The 23,975-nt window shown below is 56.2% G+C and carries 18 protein-coding genes and 1 pseudogene; 7 read left to right on the plus strand and 12 right to left on the minus strand.

Annotation, left to right across the window (positions count from 1 at the left end; all coding sequences use genetic code 11):
* The first annotated feature begins 6 nt into the window (after nt 1-6).
* Nucleotides 7-1,347 (plus strand): O-antigen ligase family protein, encoded by a 1,341-nt coding sequence (locus Tal182_RS17595; protein WP_085860247.1) that lies wholly within the window; start codon nt 7-9, stop codon nt 1,345-1,347.
* Nucleotides 1,348-1,689: 342 nt separating this feature from the next.
* Here the strand turns inward: Tal182_RS17595 and Tal182_RS17600 are convergent, their stop codons facing one another.
* Nucleotides 1,690-3,786, minus strand: coding sequence for an acyltransferase family protein (locus Tal182_RS17600; protein WP_164517805.1), 2,097 nt, complete (start codon nt 3,784-3,786; stop codon nt 1,690-1,692).
* A 224-nt stretch (nt 3,787-4,010) separates the two neighbouring features.
* Here Tal182_RS17600 and Tal182_RS17605 point away from each other — a divergent pair, with 224 nt between their 5' ends.
* Nucleotides 4,011-4,472, plus strand: coding sequence for a glucuronosyltransferase (locus tag Tal182_RS17605; protein ID WP_064804398.1), 462 nt, complete (start codon nt 4,011-4,013; stop codon nt 4,470-4,472).
* Nucleotides 4,469-4,945, plus strand: a complete 477-nt coding sequence (locus Tal182_RS17610) for a glycosyltransferase (protein WP_085860249.1) — start codon at nt 4,469-4,471, stop codon at nt 4,943-4,945. The genes Tal182_RS17605 and Tal182_RS17610 overlap by 4 nt, the downstream gene beginning before the upstream one ends.
* A gap of 39 nt (nt 4,946-4,984) precedes the next feature.
* Here Tal182_RS17610 and Tal182_RS17615 read toward each other — a convergent pair whose 3' ends face one another.
* The 4 genes from Tal182_RS17615 to Tal182_RS17630 all read right to left on the minus strand — a co-directional run bounded on the left by Tal182_RS17615 (nt 4,985) and on the right by Tal182_RS17630 (nt 11,030).
* Nucleotides 4,985-5,680: an SGNH/GDSL hydrolase family protein gene (locus tag Tal182_RS17615; RefSeq protein ID WP_085860250.1), complete on the minus strand. Its 696-nt coding sequence runs from the start codon at nt 5,678-5,680 to the stop codon at nt 4,985-4,987.
* Nucleotides 5,681-5,891: 211 nt separating this feature from the next.
* Nucleotides 5,892-7,199 carry an HlyD family type I secretion periplasmic adaptor subunit gene (locus Tal182_RS17620; RefSeq protein ID WP_064804409.1) on the minus strand — a complete coding sequence of 436 codons (1,308 nt, stop codon included), beginning with the start codon at nt 7,197-7,199 and terminating at the stop codon, nt 5,892-5,894.
* A gap of 15 nt (nt 7,200-7,214) precedes the next feature.
* A complete protein-coding gene (locus tag Tal182_RS17625; protein WP_064806281.1) occupies nt 7,215-8,978 on the minus strand; it encodes a type I secretion system permease/ATPase in 1,764 nt (587 codons plus the stop codon).
* Nucleotides 8,979-9,458: 480 nt separating this feature from the next.
* Nucleotides 9,459-11,030 carry a right-handed parallel beta-helix repeat-containing protein gene (locus tag Tal182_RS17630; RefSeq protein ID WP_085860251.1) on the minus strand — a complete coding sequence of 524 codons (1,572 nt, stop codon included), beginning with the start codon at nt 11,028-11,030 and terminating at the stop codon, nt 9,459-9,461.
* A 690-nt stretch (nt 11,031-11,720) separates the two neighbouring features.
* Here Tal182_RS17630 and Tal182_RS17635 point away from each other — a divergent pair.
* On the plus strand, nt 11,721-12,428 hold the full coding sequence (locus Tal182_RS17635) for an Ig-like domain-containing protein (protein WP_085860252.1): 708 nt from the start codon (nt 11,721-11,723) through the stop codon (nt 12,426-12,428).
* Between the two features lie 324 nt (nt 12,429-12,752).
* Here the strand turns inward: Tal182_RS17635 and Tal182_RS17640 are convergent, their stop codons facing one another.
* The 5 genes from Tal182_RS17640 to Tal182_RS17660 all read right to left on the minus strand — a co-directional run bounded on the left by Tal182_RS17640 (nt 12,753) and on the right by Tal182_RS17660 (nt 19,510).
* Entirely contained in the window at nt 12,753-13,457 is a 705-nt protein-coding gene (locus tag Tal182_RS17640; protein WP_085860253.1) for a hypothetical protein, read from the minus strand.
* On the minus strand, nt 13,457-15,733 hold the full coding sequence (locus Tal182_RS17645; RefSeq protein WP_064804415.1) for a polysaccharide biosynthesis tyrosine autokinase: 2,277 nt from the start codon (nt 15,731-15,733) through the stop codon (nt 13,457-13,459). Before Tal182_RS17645 ends, Tal182_RS17640 begins: the two co-directional genes overlap by 1 nt.
* 51 nt (nt 15,734-15,784) lie before the next feature.
* Nucleotides 15,785-16,504: a sugar transporter gene (locus Tal182_RS17650; protein WP_085860254.1), complete on the minus strand. Its 720-nt coding sequence runs from the start codon at nt 16,502-16,504 to the stop codon at nt 15,785-15,787.
* Nucleotides 16,505-16,586: 82 nt separating this feature from the next.
* Nucleotides 16,587-17,798, minus strand: a complete 1,212-nt coding sequence (locus Tal182_RS17655; protein WP_064804417.1) for a polysaccharide biosynthesis/export family protein — start codon at nt 17,796-17,798, stop codon at nt 16,587-16,589.
* Between the two features lie 302 nt (nt 17,799-18,100).
* A complete protein-coding gene (locus Tal182_RS17660) occupies nt 18,101-19,510 on the minus strand; it encodes an O-antigen ligase family protein (protein ID WP_085860255.1) in 1,410 nt (469 codons plus the stop codon).
* 302 nt (nt 19,511-19,812) lie between these two features.
* Between Tal182_RS17660 and Tal182_RS17665 the strand changes: the two genes are divergently transcribed.
* Together Tal182_RS17665 and Tal182_RS17670 are read left to right on the plus strand one after the other, a co-directional pair.
* On the plus strand, nt 19,813-20,412 hold the full coding sequence (locus tag Tal182_RS17665; protein WP_085860256.1) for a transglutaminase-like cysteine peptidase: 600 nt from the start codon (nt 19,813-19,815) through the stop codon (nt 20,410-20,412).
* A 268-nt stretch (nt 20,413-20,680) separates the two neighbouring features.
* Nucleotides 20,681-22,000 (plus strand): UDP-glucose/GDP-mannose dehydrogenase family protein, encoded by a 1,320-nt coding sequence (locus tag Tal182_RS17670; protein ID WP_064804423.1) that lies wholly within the window; start codon nt 20,681-20,683, stop codon nt 21,998-22,000.
* A 179-nt stretch (nt 22,001-22,179) separates the two neighbouring features.
* On the opposite strand, the gene Tal182_RS17675 is transcribed toward Tal182_RS17670, so the two are convergent.
* Both Tal182_RS17675 and Tal182_RS32780 read right to left on the minus strand, forming a co-directional pair.
* Nucleotides 22,180-22,971, minus strand: coding sequence for a metallophosphoesterase family protein (locus Tal182_RS17675; protein ID WP_085860257.1), 792 nt, complete (start codon nt 22,969-22,971; stop codon nt 22,180-22,182).
* A gap of 106 nt (nt 22,972-23,077) precedes the next feature.
* Nucleotides 23,078-23,278 (minus strand): annotated as a pseudogene (locus Tal182_RS32780) (hypothetical protein); the annotation flags it as partial.
* Nucleotides 23,279-23,630: 352 nt separating this feature from the next.
* Between Tal182_RS32780 and Tal182_RS17690 the strand changes: the two are divergent.
* Nucleotides 23,631-23,873 carry a KTSC domain-containing protein gene (locus Tal182_RS17690; protein ID WP_064804427.1) on the plus strand — a complete coding sequence of 81 codons (243 nt, stop codon included), beginning with the start codon at nt 23,631-23,633 and terminating at the stop codon, nt 23,871-23,873.
* Nucleotides 23,874-23,975 lie beyond the last annotated feature (102 nt).

The following is a 23,975-nucleotide window of genomic DNA, read 5'->3' on the forward strand; positions in this document are numbered from 1 at the left end:
CCTCGGATGAGTCTCGGCCATTCTTATCTTTCGGACCAGGAAGTCATCCTGCGGCCAGTCGTCCGACCGCGGCCACGTCGCGGCATCAGAAAGGAAACGCTTATCCGCGTGCTCCTCACCGGAATGTTCTATCTAACACTCTTGCGAACAACCGGGATGTGGTACGGCTATCCCTCGAACTTCAATGAAGATGCATCTGTTGATCCGTTTGCGCAGAAACTGATGCTGTACAGCCTCATTCCGCTGATCGGCCTTTATTTCGTATTGGAACCAAACCGTTTCCTTTCCTATTTTCGTAGGATCCCGGTTCTGGTTTTCGTCGTTATTATACTCTCAATCATTTCTCTAGGGCTTTCCATCAGTTTTAGCGCGTCCATGCGCGGCATTGCCGCCGTCGCCGTGCTGACAGTAGCGCCGTTGCTTTACCGGCATCGCTACGGCAGCGTTGAAACCTTCCGGCTCCTGGCGACCTTTGGTATGTTCGCGGCCTTTGCGAACATCCTGTATACCGTGGCCTTGCCAAGATATGCTGTGATGGGAGGATCCTATGCCGGCATGGTTAAGGGTCTGTTCTACCACAAGAACGGCCTTGGTCAGTTTTGTGCCGTCAGTTTCATAACCATGCTGTCGCTGGGAATGCCGAGAGGACCATTACGCTATAGCCAACTTCTACGCTGGGCGGCGTTGCTGTGTACTCTCCTACTCATCGTTGTTTCCAAATCTTCGACTGCGGTTGTTATGGTGGCTATCGGCGTGGCCACATTGGCCGGCTCACGTATGATGCAAACCGTGAGAAACTCACTGGCGCGCTCCTTCATTGTTTTCTTCTTCTGCATTATTTTGGGAGTGGCGGCATCCTTCGCCTATCTTGGCGTTGCACAAATGATTGCGGACGCATTTGGAAAAGACCTTACCTTTTCCGGACGCACTAACATCTGGGACCAATTGCTGCCTCTGGTATACGACCGCCCTCTTTTTGGTTACGGTTTTGCCGTTTTCCGTCAGCCGGAAATTATGGAGCAATATGTCTCACTGACCTTCGACGCACGCTCCACCCATAACACCTACTTGGAACTTGCCCTCAACATCGGGGTACCGGGCATGATTGCCTGGACAGCCTTTATTCTTCAGCGCCTGGGCGGCCGTCTAGTAACGATCCAACGTTCTACCGAGCTTCGTGCCACACACTCCAAGGAAGTTGCAATCATTCTTCTGATCGTGGTTGGCTCAATGATGGAAGCGGGAATGATGCTGGCGCCAGTCATTCTCTGGCCATACTTGGTTGTCTCGCTTCCGCTAAGCAGAATGAAGAGCGGTGGCTCATCGATGAACACACACAGTGGATAGAAGTTTTGATTATTTTGGGATCGCTGCCGGTGGCGGTGCTTTGATTTATACGTTCATCGAAAAGCCACTGGGGCGCCATCTCAAATCCATCAGCCTCAGAGCTAAGGTTGTTGCGGCTTAGCGCCTTGGCCTGAAAGTTGGAAGCGATCTTTCGGAAGGCACGATGCCTAGCTAGACGCACGGCTCCCAGCGCCCTGGAAGCCGCCCATTTTTCAACTGGTCGATCCCATGGCGTCGAGGCCGCGGATGACAGCGCATTAATTGAATCGGCGCTTGGGCGCATTCGTTGCGGAATGTGAAGAGGTGAAGGTCACCACTGTTCACACAGGAGCTGAAGCGAGTTCAGCGGACCGGCGTATCAATATGCCTCACAATACCAGTCATCCGAGACTGTTTGTCAGAGAAAGACGTCGTCCTCATTTTCTCCTCGTCATCCGCCGGAAGGACTGCCCTGGCGGCAACTTCCGAGCCGACCGTCGATAGATGCTGGTTGTCTATGAACAACGGCGCGCCGTCGGCGGCGGAAAAACTGCACCGAGCTCCCGGGCAAAGCGCGTTGAAAGGATCGACCAGGGCCACGCCAGGCGGTGATTTCTCCGCGACACGCGCGATAATATCCCTGACCGGATCGTTGAAATTCGCGACAGCTTTCATCGGAGCATCATATGGTGTCAGATCACGATCGCCGTCGAGCCATCTTCCAAACGCCGCTCTGAAGGGTATCGCACGCTGGAGCACGGCACGGACAGGGTTAAAGTTGAACAGTGGAACGTCTTGCAGAAGGACCACATCCTTGTTCATGGCCCGCAATTGGGCGACCTGCGATGCAAGTGCCGACTCCAGGGTCGGCCCATTTTGGTTTTCGGCCTGCTCTGCGCCATTGGCGCCCGGGCTGATATAGCGCGAACCGGTCTCTGCCTCACGCATCGGAGCAGACCAGTACCCGGCCAGAATAACTTTCTTGATCGCATCGTTTTCACGCAGCAAACCCAATACTTTGGCGTTATAAGCCGAGCATTCTGCAGCATGGAGCGGATGGTTGGGCATATAGCGCGTGGCGTCTGTCAGCGGCGGGCAGGATGTTTTGGTAAAGACGTAAAGCTGGTAACCCCGCTCTTGCGCGATGGCTCGCAATCCGGGCGCAAGTGCAGCCGCATGGCTGTCGCCGATCAAGGCTATCGCAGGCTCGGTATTGCCTGCAGGTTGGCAGTTGCTGCCGAGAGCTGGAGCGGTTGCACCATAAGATACGAGGCACGCTTCACGCCCGCCTGCGATCTCTTCAATCCTGGCAACCTGTGAACCAAATCTCTGTGGAACGCCAGCCAGTAGCGCGGTCAGCGCGAAAGGAAGCGCGAAAACCGCCAGGGCCGTTGCGTAGCGCCAAAGTGTGCGGCCATTGGAAAGACCCGGGCGCCGAAACGGCTTCTCCACGAGATAATACGTCAGAACCGCCAAGATAAATGAGATCCCAACGATGAGCAAAGCCGTCGATTGCGGCAATGGCCAGACGGATGCGACGCTGGCGAAGCTCAAAAGAGGCCAATGCCACAGATACCAGGAATATGAGACAAGGCCGATAAAAACGAACGGCCGCGAACCGAGTGCAAAAGCCACGATCGAGCTTGGCGTCGCAATCAGCAGCGCCGACCCGAGAACCGGCAAAAGCGCCGCAGCTCCGGGAAAAGGCGTGGAGTCGTTGTAGAACCAGATCGGTACGACAATCAATATCGCGCCGATCAACGCAATGGCATTGACGGCTGCGCTTCCACCCCGATCGAGACGCAAACCCTTTGTCTCCATCACAGCGAGAATGCCGCCCATCCCCAGCTCCCATGCGCGAGTCGGAAGCAGATAAAAGGTGAAACTCGGATTGATCTTCAACGCTGCGACGGAAAATATGAAAGAGAATACGACAATCGTTGCGATCGCGGGAAGCACGGCTCGCTTGAAATAGCGGTTCAGGAACAAAATGATCCAGGGAAAGACCATATAAAACTGTTCCTCCACGCCGAGACTCCAGGTCATCAGCATGGGCAGCTGGTCGGTTGCCGGCGAGAAGTAGTTGCTGGAAAGCCAATAATAGACGTTGGAAAAGCCTAACATGGCGGCAATGGCACTATGCGAAAATTTCCTGAACTCGCCCGGGGACAGGAGGAGAAAACCGATCAGGAACGAAACAGCCAATACGAAAAACAGCGCCGGCAATATGCGCCGTGCCCGTCGCGCATAGAATCTTGTGAATTTGAATTCCGATTTTAGAATGTCGCCATAAATATGTCCTGTAATGAGATACCCGGAGATGACGAAGAAAATATCGACACCAACGAATCCGCCGGAAAATGACCTCAGACCTGCATGAAATAGCACAACGGAAGTGACGGCAACCGAACGAAGACCATCTATATCGGGACGGTAAGCGCGTACGGGGTTGTTGTGCATCCGATTGTCCTTTCGAGGTGATACAAGACGATACACCCTCACTCGCGAAGTCAATGCCGGCCGAGCCACTTGCATTGCATTGCATTCAAAAATGATGCATTGCAATAGGAAATCACACTCTCCAACGCATGGCTCGCAAAATGTGAACAATTCGCAGCGGGCTCTAAATCTGCTGAGACACCATAGCAGCGCGAACCATAAGATAGTGCGAGGATGGATCTAATATGACTGACGGAAAAAAACGGAAAATTCTCGCCGCTTCGTCCGGAGGTGGTCACTGGGAACAGATGATGGCTATGCGTGCCGCCTTCGAGGGTAGCGAGGTATTTTTCGCCACCACGATTCCCGGTCTCTTAAAAAAGTACGATATCAGCAATGGCTTGGTTTTGCCCGATTGCAGCCGCGACTCGATCGTTATGTCGATCAAGTGTTTTTTCAGCGCGTTTTACATTGTCTTCAAGCTGAAGCCCGATATCATCCTGTCGACGGGAGCAGCTCCAGGCCTGTTCTGCCTGTTGGCTGGCAGGCTCATGGGCAAGCGAACGATCTGGATCGATAGCGTCGCCAATGTGGAGAAACTGTCCTTATCGGGAAAATTGGCCGGCCATATTGCAACGCTCTGGCTCACGCAATGGCAACATCTCTCACGGCCGGATGGCCCCCATTACGCAGGAGCTGTCCTTTGATCCTTGTCACCGTCGGAACGCAGCTGCCGTTTGATCGCCTCGTCAAGGCCGTCGATACCTTCGCCAAGGATCTGACCAGACCGGTGCTGGCTCAGATCGGCAAGGGCACCTATACTCCACAGAATATGAAATGGATCAAGAATATCGAGCCCGCGGACTTCGATAGGGTCTTTCGCGATGCGACTGTCATCGTTTCTCACGCGGGAATCGGCACGGTCCTCACGGCGAAGCGTTTCGGCAAACCGATCATTCTTGTTCCGCGGAAGGCGGCTCTTGGCGAGCACCGAAACGATCACCAGCTTGCCACGGTGAGCCAGCTTGTCGGCCGGCCGGGCATCTATGTCGCCCAGAACGATGACGAACTCAAAGACTATCTCCTCCAGGACCTGGACAGCCCCTCTCATCAAGACGTGTCCGATGCCGGCCGGATGTCGCTGGTCAACTATTTGAAGGGTTATCTCGCAGCAGGTTGAACCCGCCGACAGGTGGAGACACCCTCAGGCGGGGGAGATTCATTCTCCGCAATCGCGGCCGGCTATGTGCCGGGCGAGCTGGGGCACGATGATTTTAGAAGCGACTTCAGGCCGCGGATGTGCGCCGTCAGGAATTGCAGCGGCCAGATCGTCAGGGGTCAGACGCTCCCAATCGGCCCGATAGTCGATAAACTCCAGGCCCCGTTTCCGAGCCTCCGCCTGATGAGCCGAAATATAGCTACCGACAAAAGGACGGATCAGCCCCCGCAGTCCTGAAAATGGATTCATCGCCATGAGGATGATCCGCGCCCGCGGCAGGCGTTGATGAAGCTGATCGAGAATGTCGGCAATATTCCTTCGGCTTTGCGCCAGCGACACGAACCGATGCAATGTCGCGTCATTGGCGTAGAGCTCGATCAGAATAATATCCGGCTGCTCGGCAACGACCCGATCCAGTTGGGTCAAAGCCCATGTCGACGTCTCGCCGCTCTTTGCGATGCTCTCGACTTTCACGGATCTCTGCAGACAGGCAGAAAGCCTTGTCTGAAGGCCGGGCTGCCATCCCCCGCGCGCTGTCAGCGATGTTCCGAAAGCCACTATTTTCAGCGGTGGAAGGTTCTCGGCATCACTCTTTCCAGTCATCAAAACCATCACGAGGCAGGCTAAAAGCATAACCAGACCCGATGCCAGTCGCCTCTCGGTCGGCGCCTCTCGCCAAAGCCGCAAACATATCATGACGGAACCATATCTCGGCGAGAGCTATACGTCACCCGGCAGGAGAACCTTGTGGAACGGCCGGCAGGCCCTTGAAGCCAACCTTGCAGCAGGCTTGAGACAATATCATGAAGGACAGATTGTCATGTCCGCTTCAGTGCGCAAATCAGCCTTGCATCCAACCGGGATAGCAGCTGCCTCGAAATGCCGCAACTGCGCCGAGGAGCGCCAATCACTCCTCACGAAATACATGCTGCATCTGATCGGTCAGCGGTTTTGTGAGATAAGAAATGACGGTCCGGTCGCCGATCTTGATAAAGACTTCGGCCGGCATGCCGGGATAGAGCTTTATCGATTTCAGCTTCGCGATACTTTGAGCCTCCGGCTTGACGCGCACCGGATAATAGCTGATCCCCGTCCGCTCATCCTTGACGATATCAGGCGCAATTGAGGTGATCACCGCCTGCACGTCAGGCGTCGTGCGCTGATCAAAAGCGCTGAAACGCACATCGACGGATTGGCCGACATGGACCTGGTCGATATCGCGGGTGGCGACCTTCGCCTGGACGGTCAGATCGTCGTTTTCGGGAACGACGAGTCCCAGCGTCTGACCGGCTTCGATAACGCCATTGACCGTGTGCACCGACAATTCGTGAACGCGCCCGCTGAGCGGCGCGGTGATGTCGAGACGGCGGAGTTGATCGAGCGCAGTGCCGCGGCGCTCCTCATTTTCGGCGATCTGAGCTTCGACATCGGTCAGGTCCTTTGCGATCTCCGAACGACGATCCTCATCCAGCTGAATCGACTGTCGGTCGATTTCGATCGCCTTGCCCTCGGCCTCCGCCTTTGCAGCGATTTCCTGACCGCTGTTACCCTGGAGATCGGCGCGGGCGCGCTTGAGCGTATTCAAACGCTGAAGCGTGACCAGACCCTTTTTGTAGAGAACATCGACGGCTTCGAGCTCCTGTTCGATCAAGCCGAGGGAATCGCCGGTGGCGTTGATCTGAACGACCAAGCCTTTGATCTGCTCGCCCAATTGATCCTTGCGCGACGCCAGCTGACTCTTCATTCCGATCAGCGCCGACCTGCGGCTGTCGAACAACTTCCGCTCGCCGTCGAGCAGCTGCTGCGCCGCGGTGCTGGATGTCAGATCGCTGAGGTTTTCTTCGACTTCGAACGAATCGGCGCCGATCCGCTCCGCCTTCAGGCGGGCGCGGCGCGCATAAAGCTGAGCAAGCGTGCTCTCGACAATCGACAGCTGCGCTCTTGTCGCCGTTCCATCGAGCCGTATCAAAACCTGTCCGGCCGACACATGCTCGTTTTCGGAGACCAGAAGTTCCGAGACGATACCGCCCGTCAGATGCTGGATCTTCTTGACGTCGCCGTCGACGACAACGACGCCTTCGCCGATGACGGCGCTCGAAAGTTCCGTCGTCGCCGCCCAACCGCCGATGCCGCAAACCAACGCAATGGACAGCGCGCCGACAACCGCCACATGGCGATTGAGGGAGCGTTTGGATTCACTAATAACTTTGCTCACGATCTTCCTTCCGGCCTATTCCGCCGCATTGCCGTCGACCACGACCTTAAGCTGAGCTACGCGCTCGGCAATCGGCGTGCGCGCTGCCTCGGTCCGGCTGACCCGCGCCAGAACTTCTTCCTTAGGACCGAATGCGATCATTCTGCCCTCCTGCATCATCAGCACGAAGTCGCACACTGCCAGAACGCCGGAGCGATGCGCGATGACAACGACGATGCCGCCACGTGCACGCACGCTCATGATCGCAGCACTCAGCGCCCGCTCGCCTTCCTCATCGAGATTGGAATTCGGTTCATCGAGCACGACGAGGAATGGTTCGCCGTAGAGCGCTCTTGCAAGCGCGATACGCTGTCTCTGCCCGGCTGAAAGCGCAGCACCGCCTTCGCCGATTTCGGTCTCGTAACCGTTCGGCAGACGCAGAATGAGGTCGTGAACGCGCGCCGCCCTCGCCGCGGTAACCACCGCCTCCGGCGACATCTCTTTAGCGAAGCGGCAGATATTCTGCGCGACGGTGCCGGAGAAGAGCTCGACATCCTGCGGAAGATAACCGATATGCCGGCCGAGTGCGTCGCCGTCCCACTGGTCGAGCGCCGCGCCATCCAGACGAATGGATCCTCTGACCGTCGGCCAGACGCCCATCATCGCCCGCGCCAGCGACGATTTGCCCGAGGCGCTGTAGCCGATGACCCCGAGCGCGCTCCCGGCTTTCAGGCCGAAGCTGATATCGGAGATGACCAGCCGCTGGCCGGCCGGCGGTCCGCTGGCGACGCCTTCAACCGTGACCTGCTTGGAAGGTGCAGCCAGCGCGAGAGGGGCTTGGATCTCCGGAATTGTTTTCAGGAGGTTCGCAAGCCGCGCCCAGCTCTGCTGGGCGGAAACGAAACCGCGCCAATTTCCGATCGCCGCCTCCACAGGCGCCAGAGCGCGGGACGTCAGGATGGAACCGGCGATGATAATACCCGAAGAGGCCTGACCTTGAATGACCAGGATCGCGCCTGTTGCCAGCGTTCCCGATTGCAGGGCGATACGGAAAATCTTCGACAGTGTCGCATAACCATTGCCGACATCCGATGCCTGCCGGGTGATGTTCCGGTATTCGCCGTTCTTGCGGTCCCAGATCTCAGCCATGGTGCCTGCCATGCCCATGGCATGAATGACCTCGGAATTGCGGATCGAGCTCTGCGCAAATCCGTTGCGCATGTTGGCGGCTTCCGATTGCCGCTTGGAGAGCGTACGCGTGCCCTGGTTGGTCAGGAACGTCAGAATGGCGAGAACCAGCGATCCGCCGATCGCGATATATCCAATTGCCGGATGGAACAGGAAACAGATAACGAGATAGAAAGGAAGCCAGGGCAGATCGAACATTGCCGTCGGGCCCATGCCGGACAGGAACGTTCTTATCTGATCGAAATCCCGCAGGGGCTGAAGCCCGTCTCCACCGATCTTGACCTTCAGCGGCGCTTTGATCAACGCCCGAAACACCCGGCCATTCACCATCTCGTCAAGCGCACCGGCGACGCGAACGAGCATTCTGCTCCTGAGAACTTCGAACGCGCCCTGGAAAGCATAAAGTGTCAACGCAAGTATTGCCAAGGCAGCCAGCGTCGGTATGCTTTTGCTGGGAATGACCCGGTCATACACCTCAAGCATAAAAAATGAACTTGTCAGATAAAGTATATTGATAAGCGCGCTAGCTATACCAATGAAGATCAGTCCTCCTTTGCATTTCCGCAAGGCTTTGGACGGTTCATTGACGTCAGCTGCTGAAATTTGAAACACGAAGCAATCCTCTTCTACCGCATCGCGCACCAACGAATGCTGGTCCACAGTGCAGTTACAGGCCCTCAAACCCGATCATTGACATGGCTGCCTTCGGATCCTCGGCACCGTTGCCGATCCCGCTTGCGCGCCATAACGTAGAACATAAATCCCACTGAAAAATGACCGAAAATACAAACTTATCACGAGCAATTTCAGGGGGTCTAACTTTAACACTACGATAAACAAACCAGCCGAAGCAAGTGAATATCGCAAAACCGCCAATAAGGGTTAAAAACGGCGAGCGTGTGGCAGCTTAAATTCGGCCTTTACTGACGAATTTAACTATAAATGCAATCTATAGTTTGTTTTGGCCATAGCAGACGCGAATTTTTTCGATCAAGAGGGTGTCTTTTGCATCGCCCGCTGGCGAAAACTTGGCTGCCTCGCAAATTGAGACCGCCCGCGGCTCGCGGGAATGCGCAAGAATCCCGTCCAACCTCACGCCAGGACGTATGAGGCGTGACTGCCATGGAATGCGTCGACGTTGATCGACACGCTCAAGCTGTCGGTATCGATGTGGGAAGCGCCATCGGAGATTTTGTATTGGAAGAACTCACTGACTTTGCCGCTGAGGCCTGCGAGTTTGGCAGCATCGACCGTATAACTATAATCGCCGTCGCTTTCGACGTGGATGACGCCGTATTTTCCGGTCAGCGTCAGGCCGTGCTTGTCCACCGCGCTGTCACCGAAGCGGCGAAGCAGTATTGTGCCGTTGCTCGCATTGTCGTTCTCAAGAAGATTTCCGTGATAGGCGCTGCCGGTATCAGTCGAAATTTTCAAGCTGTCATGGACGGCGGCGATTTTGGGAACGACGGCGGCAGGCACAGTCGCAGCCGGCGTTTCTACGCTGGGCGCCGGAGAGCTTACCTGCTCATTGCTCGACGACGTGTCGCCGCTCGCGCTGCCCGCTGCGCTGTCAAGCTCGGCCTGCGCTTGTTCGAGCGTCTTGTTTTCGCCGATGGAGAACGTGTTCTGCGCAGCGATTGCGGCGGGCATCGTCAGCGTCGACACCGAACTATCGATGACATTGTCGTAGAAGGAGCCCGATGCAGGCCTGTCGACCTTCAGTGCCGACGCGGTCAGGTCGTCGAAGACATTGTCGTGGACAATGATGTTCTCGCGGAGATAGGCGGGATTGCCGACAGCGCTGACCAGGACGCCGTAGACGCCGTCGTGCAGGTAATTTCCGCTAATGTCGTAGTTTTTCGCATCGCCGGAGTCGCCAAGGCCGATGCCGTACGACCAGCTGTAGCCGCCATATCCTGAGATGTCATTGTCATGGATGGCGATGTTCGTGCCCGCCTGAGCGCTCAGCCCGAAACCGCCGCCGATAAGCGTATTGCCCTCGACCACGGCATCTTGAGCCCGGATCAGCACTAGGACGCCCTTGGCGCTATTGGTTTCCGTCTGCTCGAGATGATTGTCCTTGATCAGGATATTGCTGCTGTTGTTGAGCTGAATGGCGTCGGCCACGCTCCCCTGACTGTTGGTAACGGTATTGTTGACGAGGGTGACGCCCTTGACCTTGTCCATCCAAATGCCATCGCCATGCACACCGGTCAGGGTGCTATTCTCGATCGTGATGTTCTGGCTACTTTGGAAGCTGAGCGAGCCGGCCTTTCCGGCCAGACCGGTATTCGAGACCTCGACGTTGCGGACGATCCAGTTCGATACACTCCCGGCATAGATCGCGTTGGCGCCAGTATCGGCGATCTTGATGTTCTCGACAATGATGTTCGAAGCCTTGGAACCGTGTATCCCGTTATTGCTGCTGTGAATGACGGGCGCATCACCGATGCCATAGCTGCCGATGGTGATCGGAGCGCTGACAGTGCCGGAATATTTCAGGTCGAACTGTTCGTTAAATACGCTTCCGGCAGCAAGCAGCACGCTGTCGCCAGGATTTAATTTTAAGGCTTCAACAGCGGACAACGTCGCAAAGGCTGAACTCTCACCGGTTCCGCTGTTATAGTCGGATCCCGTCACTGAATTCACGTAATAGACGGTCATGCTGCGATCTCCCGAGGTTATGGAAGACCTTCTAACTGCGGACATCTCTCCGGCCGCTAAAATGAAACACTAAAATGCGCGATATCTCGGAATATTCTTACATTCTAAGCATGATTATTCTAGTGTACGCAAAATATTGTATCGCGATAAAGTTGTAGAGCCAGACAAAACGCCCACTCTACCTGGATTCGGCACATCTGCCGCACTGTGATCCGGAGCAAGCTGAAGCCGGCATATACCCGCTCCAGCGCAGCACAACGTTCCCCAACCCAAACTCATATGCAGTTATCGGGAAATTATCTTCGGCGATATGCTACAACCCGAAGGGAGAGGGTCCTGCGATAGTGCAGATCCGCTTAATAACCCGTCGTGACTACACAATAACACTTCGTGGTTACACACCACCTGGCAACCTTACTACATTTGCCATTGAAGAATGATTTTACTAACCCCAAGAACGATCCAACACGAGTGCAACGGCATAGACGATCAATAATTGTTAAAATTATAATATTTAAGACTTTCATCGACTTACGCATGTTGTACGCGCATCGTTATCGATCAATACACTCGCAAGTGCTTATCTGTTGTTAACTACACGCTTGACTCCATGTATTAATATACCATTAATCATGCGGTCCGCTGAAGTCAAAAGTGACCGGCGAAGATCAAATTCAAGGAGAGACACAGATGGCTATTCACGCAACCGACGATATTGCAACATTTCTGGAAACAGACGTCATTTCCGGGAACCTGCTCAGCAACGACACATCCGACGGCAACCTTTTCCTACGCGCCTTCGACCAGCAGAGCGTTGGTGCTAAGCAGGGCAACAATCAGATTACCGCAATCGCAGGCGACTACGGCACGTTCTACGTCAAGCCGGACGGAAGCTATACTTACGTATTGAGTGATGCTGCAAAGGTCGGCTTCACCGCCGGTGAGACGCTCCACGAACGGGTCTCCTACAAGATCTCCGATGGAGCCGGCCATACCGATTTCGGCCTATTCACGTTGAATATCCAGGGTGTCACTCAGGTAAAGCCGATTGCTGTTGACGACCATCTCAGCTTCAACGAGGGCGACGCCATCGGCGGCAATCTGCTGACCAACGACATTCCTGGCGACAATGGCCATCTTTTCCTGCGTCAGTTCGCCAACACCAGCGTAAACGGCGACCCGACCGCAACAACGAACATTGCCGGCACCTATGGAACCTTCCATGTCAAGGCGGACGGCTCGTTTACCTATGATCTAGCTTCGGATATCGCTCCGGGCGACCATATCACCGAAACCATCCAGTACTACAAGATCTCCGATGGTCAGGGCCATACGGACGTCGGCGTTCTAACGCTCAACATCACGGGCACGGACGTCGTCTCCGGCGCCACCGTCTGATCATCGATAAACCGTCTATGATGCAACGCCCGCTGCTTACGCGGTGGACGTTGTCTGCTATCAACCAGTGCCGTCACGAAGTTTGCCGATGGCATCACTGAGTAACGGGCGCCTTATCGGACGCGTAAAGGACACTGTTACGTTCGCTATTCTCGTGTCGCGCTTTCCGAAAATCGAATCCCGATTTTCGGGCTGATACGCTAGCTCTTTATTTCTCACATGTTGTTATCACGACGTGCTTTGTCCGCTCTGGCAATGTTTCATCTCAGATGCGGGTTTAGACAGCTTAAGCTTACTACGTTCTTCAGGAATGGCGGAGAACGATTATCTGCCACAGCGCTGTCGAAACCGCGCTGTCGCCCCCTCTCCTACGCTCGCCCAAGTTCGATCGAAGATCGGGCGGAGCTGCGGGTTGACCTTCTTTATCGCGGCATTGACCATGCAGCGATCCCCGAGTTTCAGTATTGTGGTGAGATCGCTATCAAGCGCAATCTTTGCAGCGGAAAGGGTTGCGCTGGTAAAATCGTTCCAGAAATAAAACCGCGACAAAATCATTCCTTGATCGTGGGGCGCGAGCACGACCGAACGCTTCATCATTTCCGCAATAGAGACCGGCTCTTCTGCGATTTTCGACTGCACGGCCGCAAGTCGAAGCCAAAAGTTGCTGTTCGTCGGCATGCACGAGAGGGCATGCCGCAAATATTGACGCGCATTTGATGCCGCTGCGGCCCAAGCGTCGTAGTTGACATTGACATTCTGTCGATCGAGCTGCGTCAGAATGAGCGTGACACCGGCGGCGACGATGTCAGATCGGCAATAGTGCCCTTCGACCACCTCGACAGTACGCGCCGCATATCTGGCCGTGACGTCGTTCGCGACAGTTTCGCCGCGTTCTATCCTCTCGGCGACGAGCGAAATGCTGGCCGTCCTTATCGAAGCATAGAGTTCTCGGCCGGCCAGCACCGTAAAGACCACGGCGACGATGAGGAAAACGATTCTCGTGCGCGAAACATGCCGAATGCCGAGCATCAGCTTTCGGTATAGTATCGCGAATAGCGCTTATAATAATACTCGCTGGAACCGAACGTCCGGTAGAGCTTCATCTGCGCCGGATCGACCTTGGTCAATATGGCGCCGACGCACTTCGTATAGAGGTCCGGTTCGGACAACAGCGTCGACTGAACCACCTTCCGCGAAGTCTTGCCCCACTCGATCACGAACACGACCGCGTCGAGCTTCGGGTTAATGGCGCGTGCATCCACCACCGGAGCCAGAGGAGGCAAGTCGACGATGATGTAATCGAAACTTTGACGCGCAAACTCGAGAAGCTGATCCATACCGCGCGACGCAAGCAGCTCCGACGAATGCGGAACGCGATACCGCGCCACGGTCGGCAGGAATGCGAGCTTTGTTTTGGGGTCAAGGAGAATGAGATCCTTCAGCGGGCGATTGTCGACGATGGCTTCAAGCAAGCCGGCTTCCGCGTGGCGGCCGATGGCCCGCGTCGCTCCCGGATTGCGCATATCGGCGTCGATAAGCAGGCACCGTGCCCCTTGCATGGCCAAAAGCTTGGCAAAATTGATGGCGGTCGTCGACTTGCCTTCACCGGGCAAGCTCGAAACCACACCGATAACTTTGCAGCGCTGATCGGAGGCACTGATATCGATCGCGATTTTTGCGCTGCGAAGCGTCTCAGCGAATGCCGACAGCGGATGCTCCTCGACATAGGTCGTGGTCTTGCCGCCTCTGGCGATGCTCCGCGGGTTCCCCGGATCGACGAGCGTCGGATCATCGACGTTGTTCTCAATCAGCGGCATCACGCCAAGAGATTCGACGTCGAGCATATCCTTGACATCATCACCGGTGCGGAAGAAGCGATCGCGGAATTCACGGAAAGCTCCAATGCCGCTACCGAACGCGCATCCCAGGAACATGGCGAAAGCGATGACGAGGCTTCTTTTCGGCGCGCTCGGCTTCGTCGGCGTCTCCGCAGTCGTGATGATACGTGCGGCGGTGATTGGGAAGCTCTGCTGCTGGATCGCTTCTTGATAACGCGCCAGGAAGCTTTGATAGAGGTTCTTATAAGTATCCCGCGTCCGCTCGAGCTCGCGGAGCTGCACCTGCGTCTCGCCCGCCGTTGCGGCCACACCCGTTGCCTTATCAACGCTGTCACGCAGCGATTTTTCGCGGGATTGCGCAACCGTGAGCTCGCTCTGATAGCTCTCGGCGATACGATTCAGCTCGTCGAACATAAGCCGTTCGTATTCGGCCATCTCCGCACGGAGCCGGACTGCCTGAACGTGGTCGGGACCAAGCCGCGCCTCGATCTCAGCCTCGAGCTTCGAAGCTTCCAGATATTTCTTGCGAAGGTCGTTTGAAATCGAGCTGTCGAGCACATCGGTCACGATCGCATCGGTCTGCTTGGCTTCGATGATCGACTTGATGCGGGTATATTTCGCCTCCGCCTGCGCCGTTTCGGCCTGAGCCTTGATCAACTGGCTGTTCAGCTCGGAAAGCTGCTGCTCACTGAGCAAGGTGCCCGATCCTGCCTCGACAAGCCCATGCTCGCTGCGGAATTTCTGCACTGCGAGGTCGGTGTCCAGCGCCTGCTGCCGGAGTTCTTCGATCCGCTCCTGCAGCCACTCGCCGGCCCGGCGTGTCGCCTCATATTTCGAATTGAGCTTATCGACCAGATAAACATCGGCGATGGCGGCGGCGATTTCTCGCGCCAGATCCGGCGACTGCGAGGTATAGCTGAGGTCGAGGACGTAGGATTTGCCGACACGCTCGACGTCGATATTTCCAGCGACCGTTTCCGCAGCCCATCGCCGCTTCATTTCCGCATCGGGAGCAACGGCCCCGTCGTCGGCAAACCAGGAGCGAAAATTCAGCAGAGATTTCAGCGTTGCGACAGAAAAAAGTGAGTTCTTCTGTGCCGTGAACACCGGATCATCGACAAGTTTCAGCTTGTCGACAACCGCATAGGCGATCGCATCGGACTTCAACAGCTCGACTTGGCTGAGGACCGTGCCCTCGTCATCGTCCAGCTGGCCGAAAGCCGCCAATTGGTTGATCATCTGATTGTCACTGCGGTCGATCAGCACTTTGGTCTCGGCTGTGTAGACCGGCACCGCAGTCAGGACATAGACGACACCAAGAATGGCAAAGGCGAAAGCGCACACCGCTACGATCCGCCACTGCCGGCGAACAATTGCGATAAGCTTGTCGAAATCGATGAAATCAGCTTCGTTTCCCGTATCGCGGGAAGCGTCGATACGCGGCGTAAGTTTATCTGGTGACAGCAATTTCGATCTCCAACAAAGGCGTCAAGCGCTAAGATCTACAGGCAATTCCAGCTATTGTGTGACGGGGATGCTCTGACTGGTCGACTCCGTCGTATCAGAGGACGACTGCCCCGCTCCTCCCGCGCTGACGACTATCGTCGTCGAGGTCGTCGAACTCGTGGACGAGCTGTCCTCATCGTTCGTATCCGAAACCCTCAGCGTGCCGGCAGTCGTGGTGCTGCCGTCAAACGGCGTACCGTCATCCGACCCCGGACCTGTCTGCCCGATTGAACCAGTGTTGCCGATACCGGATGCTGCGGCTGGCGCACCTGTGCCCGGACCGAGCGCCGCCGTCCCGCCTTCAGCCAGAACCTTTGCAAAGGCTGTCAGCAGCGGCGCAAGATTGGGATCGGCGCTGGCCGCCTCGGCAACAGCTTTTTCGATCGCCAGTTTGAACTGCGGATCCGAGACTTGGCAACTGTTTGCGGCTCGCCCGAGGCCGGATCCGATCGCCGCCATCTGTGCGGCATTGGCCTTCTTGGCCTGCTCGAGTACCGGCAATAGAGCGTCGTTACTGCTCCCTACCAGCGCTCGAACACGCGATGACAGAACCAGGGGATCGGACACGTCGAGCAGAACGGCGGGATTGGCGGTAAATCCGCCGACGTCTGCGGGTGTGAGATTTGCAGGACCCAGGCAAGCAGCCGCAAAGGCGCTCGAAGTCATGCCGACAAAAATTGCCGCGGCAATTCCGCTATATGCAAGTTTACGATGAACACTAAACCTTGCCATAAAAGTGGCTTCCTTCATCAAATCCGCTATCGGAAACAGGCCAGCGTCGATCGTTTGCGATCGGCGCCGGCCATTTCCTCAATTAACGCCCGAGCTCTCGCACCGCACTACGGGTATCGCGTGCGTCGTCCGTCACGCCGGCAACAGTGGACGATACCGAGTTTACGATGTCAAGGAACTTGACCAATTCGATAGAGTCCGAATTGGAAACATAGATAATATCCTTGTCTTCCATCTTGAATTGCTGAGCGGCAAACAGGGTTGCCGGATCACGAAGATTGACGCGGATAATCACCGGAACCGTATCGCCCGCAAACCGCGTCGTATCTACATGCATCGCCGCAAGCGTCTTCCTCGGGACAAGGCGATAGAGCAGGACCTGGGCCGGATCCGCACGGTCGTCGCGCAGGCCACCCGCCTTGGCGATGGCCTCCCCGAGGGTCAGATCCGACTCTTCGAAATCGAACCGGCCGCTGGTGCCGGCGGCGCCGAGCGCCAAGAACGTACGGCGCTCGTGATCGACCGAAATCGTATCATCCGGCGCGACATAGATATTCTCCGCCGGGTTTTTCAACAGCGTATTGTAGGCGACGGTCGCCGTTCTGCCGCGGCGCTGCAGCGTCACATTCGTTTCGATGTTATTGGTCGTCAAACCACCCGCGGCGGAAATGACGTCGAGAATGCGCTCACCGGCCGGACTGATCTGAACGCGCTGAGGATTGTTGACATCACCGAGCACGGCTACCTGACTGGAGCGGTTGGTCGTCGTGGTGATAACAACCTGCGGCTCGATTGCGCGGCTGGCCAGACGATCTTCGACATCCTGCTCGACGGTCTCCTTCAGGCGACCGGCAGCCGGAACACGACCCGCATAAGGGATCGTGATCGTCCCGTTTCTATCGATGGTCTGCGCCGGCAGAGAGATATAATTGCCGGGCCGGCTACCGGCGTCGGAGGGAATGAAGAGACCGCCGGACTGCGCTTCGAAAATCGCAACCTCGACGACATCGCCATAACCGAGCGGAATTTCAGGCGCACCGCCACGACCACCGCCAAAACCCTTGAAGGAGGTCGGCTGCGGAGAGGTGAAATAGGACAGGACGTTCTTGCTGAGATCAACCAGGGCGTAGTCGATACCGACGCGACGCTCCTTCGTTGTTACCTTTACCGCCGCCCCTCGATCGACATCTTTGTGATCTGGACCGGATCTTGGCAAGGACGTGCAGCTTGCCAATATACTCGTTAGCGCTACAACAATGGCGACGCGTGTACTACCGACAGGAAAACAACCCATAGAATAACCCGTGTTGACGCCCTTGAAGCTACTGCTCCGCAATCGGACAAATTACAAGACAATCCCTGATCAATAATTACCGAATGCCGTTTATCATTCTCTAACTGTGGCAGCCCGGCAACGCCGAGCACTTCAGCAAACGAACGGCCTCAGCCCGGCTCTCTGACGCCGGCAATAATCTAAAGGCTGCGTCCGCTATAAAATTTCTTGCGTTTAAGAGTCAACCCGCAGCCCTCAATCAATCGGTATTTTCGAAAAACCTTCATAAATTCCATTCATTTAAACCTTTGTGTGCTGACCGGTCACACATATTGGCGATCCGTTTCGCCGTGACTGCGGCCGAGGCTGATCGCAACAACGGCGCTCAGGAATGCGGAGAAAAATACCGCGAAACCAGGGATTTGCAGCGAAAAATCGACCGCGGCATGAAGGGCGACCAGAACCGTCGCCGCTATTCCGAGCAGAACATAGTGCCTCAGGCGCCGCCGCTCGGAGAGCCCGCGCCAGAAAACCTTCGCAAGCACTGCGAAAGTAAGAAACGTCGCAACCGGAAACGTAACCCCCAGCCCCAGAAATCCTTCCAGATAGAAATTATGTGCGCGGTCAAAGATCCCGAAGATGCCGCAGGCCGGATCGCGGTAGGCAGAAAACACGGTGCGGAAGGTTCCAAGGCCCGTTCCGGTTAACCAATGATCCGAAATGGCACGCCATATGCCCGGCAGAATACAGAAACGATCATCATCCTCGAGCCGCCGCTCCTGCGCGCGCAAAATCGCCTGCCCTGCAAACATGCTCAGCAACAGGACGATGAAAATGACCGCCGAGAGAAGCTTCAATACCGAGCGCCATTTCGGCGCCGGTGTTAAATATCGCCTCGAGCTGTTCCAATTGATGACAAGCCAGGGAAAATAGATGAGCGCGGCAATAAAGGTCGCGAATATTCCGGCGCGTGATCGGCTCAGCATCAAAGCGGTGAAACATGCGCACAGGAGCAGAACATAGATCCACGTTCTCAAGAGCAGAAGGTTTCGGCCTGGCTCGCCGGGCGGGTGAATTGAATAGGAACGGGCAATGTCCCTGACCAGCGTCAGCATGAGCAACGTTCCCAACCCGAGGAAGGTCGCAGCGGTATTGCGGTTGACGAAGACGGCTGTCAGGCTGTCGAGGTAGGCGTGTTTTTCTATGACGATCAGAATGTTGGGAAACATCGAAAATTGCAGCAGGCCGAAAACGGCGATGCCCCCCGCCGCGAGCCCCAGGCTGGTCAGCACTTTCCGCGCTCGTTGATCGGTATCGCACAAGATAAGTCCGGTCAGAAAGGTCACGAAAGGCAGGGCCACCCACAGTATCGAGGCAAGCGTGTCCGCCGGTTCGACGGAGATCGCCGCATATTGGACGCCCGCCAGATCGCGCGCAGCGCCCCAGGCGGGGTTTGCCAGCCAATTGTCCGGCAGTTCGATCGTTTGAATAAATGTCCAGCTCGTCAGCATGACGAGCAAAAGCAAGGCGATCTTGAACACCCACCTGCTTTGTCTTGGCTCCGCAAACAGCAATACCGAAACGATGGCGAGAGCAAACATTCCGATTGCGGCGAAGGCGAAGGGCAAAGGTGTGACACTTCCAAAAGGAATGAGCGTCAATATCACCAGGCCGATGAAGGCAACGAGAATCGCCTCCCGCAAGACCTGCCTGTTGATGAGGCTGGATAACATTTGACTTCACTCACCAGCAGCCAAAACGAGGCAATCACAACCATTACGGTTAATATACTCGTACTAACATAAGTTGCAGATCAAGCGCTTGCGTGTTAAAGTGCAACAGAATTCCACATCGTTAAAATTGTCGCGAATGGCTTAAGCCAATCGAGACAGGACCCCGCTTATGCTCCTTCAAGCAGCAGAAACGGGACAGACGTTCTGTGCCCAATACTTGGCAGATCACTAAGTCGCCATGCCATTGACTGAGCCAAAAGGCAAGCCTGATCTCAATCGCTTGCCCTGACGGGGATTAAGAGATGAAGAAAACCTTCGTTACACTTCTGGCACTGGCATTTACAGCGGGGAATGCCTGCTCTGCATTCGCGGCCGGCCCCGCAGGTTTCGCCCGCGGCCTGACCAGCGATTCGGAGGTCAGCTATATCGCCGAAAAAGGAAAGATCGTTCCGCCCTTTGCCCAGGTGCTGTTCTGCGCCCAGAACCCTGCCGAATGCCGCGACAACAACGGACTGTCGGTCATCGCACTGACGGACAAGGAAATGCTGCAGCTGAAGAATGTGAACAACACCGTCAATCATACTATGATCGGCCGCAACGATTCCCGCAACGAACTGAATGGCGATGTCTGGAAGGTGAATGTGCGCAGCGGCGACTGCGAAGATTTTGCATTGACCAAGCGCAGCCGGCTGATCGCGATGGGCTGGTCATCGCGCGCCTTGCGGATCGCAACGGCCTATACACCCTCCGGCGAAGGGCACGCCGTCCTCGTGGTCAGAACCGACAAGGGCGACCTGGTGCTCGACAACAGGCAAAGCAGCATCAAGAACTGGCGCGATACAGATCTGCGCTGGGACAAGATCCAATCGGGAACGGACCCGTACGTCTGGTACCGGCTGTAGCAGCCGAAGCAGCCGATAGAGCAATCCGTCTCATTCCAGGATTGAAGTCGAGCCGGCTCTCACGAACGGCTCGGCTTGTCATATTGCCCACATAAACCTATGTTTTTGCTGTCGAGCGGGTGCCCGGCAGCAAACAGCGGCACCCTCAATGCGACTTCCGATGTGGGTATTAAGCGATCTTCGATATTGTCTTTTGGCCCAGATTCAGTATGACGAGCGTCATGCTGCGACGCAGCATGACGTTCTACTCTAATGATTTGAGGGAAATATGCGCATCACGATGATTGGATCAGGCTATGTCGGCCTCGTTTCAGGCGTTTGCTTTGCGGATTTCGGCCACGACGTCATCTGCGTCGACAAGGATCTGAGCAAGATCGAGGCCCTTCGCGAGGGCCGTATTCCGATCTACGAGCCGGGTCTCGATCAATTGGTTGCTGAAAACACCAGCACCGGCCGCTTGTCGTTTTCGACGGATGTCGGCGAAAGCGTTCGTGGCGCCGACGTCGTGTTCATCGCGGTCGGCACGCCGTCCCGTCGCGGCGACGGCCATGCCGATCTCTCCTACGTCTATGCCGCTGCGCGCGAGATTGCCACCTATGTGGAAGGCTTCACCGTCATCGTCACCAAGTCGACGGTGCCGGTCGGCACCGGCGATGAGGTTGAGCGCATCGTGCGGGAAACCAATCCTTCGGCTGACGTCGCCGTCGTCTCCAATCCCGAATTCCTGCGCGAGGGCGCGGCGATCGAGGATTTCAAGCGTCCTGATCGGATCGTCGTCGGACTGAATGACGACCGGGCACGCGAGACCATGACCGAAGTCTATCGTCCGCTCTACCTCAACCAGGCTCCCCTGGTCTTCACGAGCCGCCGCACCTCCGAGCTCATCAAATATGCGGCCAACGCCTTCCTGGCCATGAAGATCACCTTCATCAACGAGATCGCCGATCTCTGCGAAAGGGTCGACGCAAACGTCCAGGACGTTTCGCGCGGCATCGGCCTCGACGGCCGTATCGGCTCCAAGTTCCTGCACGCCGGTCCGGGGTACGGCGGTTCGTGCTTCCCCAAGGATACGCTTGCCCTTGCCAAGACGGCGCAGGATTATGACGCACCGGTCCGTCTGATCGAAACGACGATCTCGATCAACGACAACCGCAAGCGGGCGATGGGCCGCAAGGTCATTTCGGCCGTCGGCGGAGACATTCGCGGCAAGAAAGTCGCCATCCTCGGACTGACCTTCAAGCCGAACACCGACGACATGCGCGACAGCCCGGCCATCGCCATTATCCAGACGCTGCAGGACGCCGGCGCCCAGGTCGTTGGCTATGATCCCGAGGGTATGGACAATGCCCGCAAGGTCATCGAGAACATCGAATATGCGAACGGCCCTTACGAAGCCGCTGCCCACGCCGATGCCCTCGTCATCGTCACCGAATGGAACCAGTTCCGCGCCCTCGATTTCAATCGCCTGAAGCAGTCGATGCGCGCTCCGGTCCTGGTCGATCTGCGTAACATCTACCGCAGCGACGAGATCCGCAAACACGGCTTTACCTATACCGGTATCGGCACCAATCTTTATCAGGACGCCTGATAGCGCCTGGCAACTCTGTGAATCTTCTGACGCCGCGGGCACAATCCCGCGGCGTTTATCTTTGGAGCATGCGCCACGCTCTCTTCGCCCAGCGCATCGGCTTGAGGGCCGGAATCGATTTTCGGAAAGCACGACACGGAGTTTCAGAGGTCAGCGCGTCCTTTTTGCATCCGAAGGCTCTAAAGCAGCCCTACCCGCGTCCCCTTGATCGTCAGTACGGTCAGCCGTCCCGTCGCCGAAACGGCGGTGTCGATGCCGATGCGTTGCGGACCGAATGTCGGGGCTCGCCCCGGAGTATGTCCGTGGATCACGAGAACAGGAAGCTGCGGCCCGTCGTCCAGGAAGGGCTGCCGGATCCACATGAGGTCGCTGTCTTTTTGTTTCTTGAGATCGACGCCGGGTCTGACGCCTGCATGCACAAACACCACCCTGCCTATCCGCAGCATGATCGGCAGCGATTCCAGGAACTGGATATGCCGCTCGGGTATCATATTGCGAATGACGCGGGCGATCGTTTCGTTTCCCGCCGCCGACTGCAGGAGATGCTCGATATCGATGCCGTAGGAGTGCAGCGTCTCCGTCCCGGCGAAACCCAGCCATTCGAGAATGCCCGCCGGTTTGCGATAGAGCTTCACCAGCTCGGCATCGTGATTGCCGCAAAGAACCAAGCGCTGAAACCCTGGCGGCGGGTTCTTGCTCAGGAACTCCAGAACTGCGCTCGAATCGGGTCCACGATCGACATAATCGCCGAGCATGACGATGAGTTTCGGTCCCTGAATGCCTGCTGCGTCCTCCTCGATGCGGCGATGCACCTCGACGAGCTCGTCGTAACATCCGTGAACATCGCTCATCGCGTAGACCGCAGCGAAGTCGCCTTCGGCAAAGCTCAGCCGAGCGCGCTGCTTACGGTTGCCGGCCAATATCGGTATCTGTTGTCGCCACCGTCCTAGATAATTAGACATGTAACCCATTTATGAGACCCGGCCGCGTGGCGGGTTGATCGATTTCCCATCTATCGCTGCAACGGCACGAATCACAGTGTTCATAAGAAGTTGGCCTGATCGCGGCGTCGACAATGTAGCCGCAACCTGTTGCCATATTCAGAACGACATGATCCTTCACCGTTTGCTGAACCGCCTGCACCAGGCTCGCCTGGGCGGCCGCGACAGAACGCTGCGCGTCCAACACATCAAGCGATGAGGATTGGCCATCCTTGTCGCTCCCGATTGAAAGCGCAAGGGTCTCCGGCGTGATCTTCACCTGGGTGCGAAGCGCCGCAGCTCGCCAGCGATAGCAAAACGGCTGCCGCGGAGAACGGCGTTGTGTACTTATCCATAGTTGAGAAGACATCGCGATTAATATTAGGTTGTATTTTAGTACATGACGGTTAACTGCCGGTTAAGCTTATGTCTATTGGATCGATTCTTTCACCTTCAGCTGTGTCATCCAACATTTCCAAAGCTGGGAGAACTCGAAACCGCCGGGTTTCCACAGGCGAAGCCCTCGAAAAAGCTGTATAAATCAACTATAGCGAGAGGCGTTGGGAAAAAATGAACGTTAAAGCAGATCACGCTTGACGACCCTGCGACGCCGCTTAAATATGGTGCGCTGCGAGCGTGAATGACAATTCTTGATCAGGAATCTCAGATCCAAAACTGCGGGGTGCAAAGTGGAAACTGCGGTTGATTCGAAACTTATCGAGGCGATCAGCTACGACGAAGACAGCCGGCATCTACGGGTCTATCTGACCAACGGCCAGAGACGAGAATATGAAGGTGTTCCCAAAGGCGTCGTCGTCGGTTTGACGATGGCAGAATCACCGGGGAATTTTTACATGAAGGCAATAAGAGGCAAATATCCTCATCGCCCCTAAGCATGTCGCGGCAACGACATGCGCAAGGAGCGGATCTGAAAGATCGCGGCGCGCTTCAGATAATTTGTCGATCAACGACGACATGATCGTCGTTTCAGCAAC

The sequence above is a fragment of the Rhizobium sp. TAL182 genome (assembly GCF_002117725.1).
GTDB lineage: Bacteria > Pseudomonadota > Alphaproteobacteria > Rhizobiales > Rhizobiaceae > Rhizobium > Rhizobium esperanzae.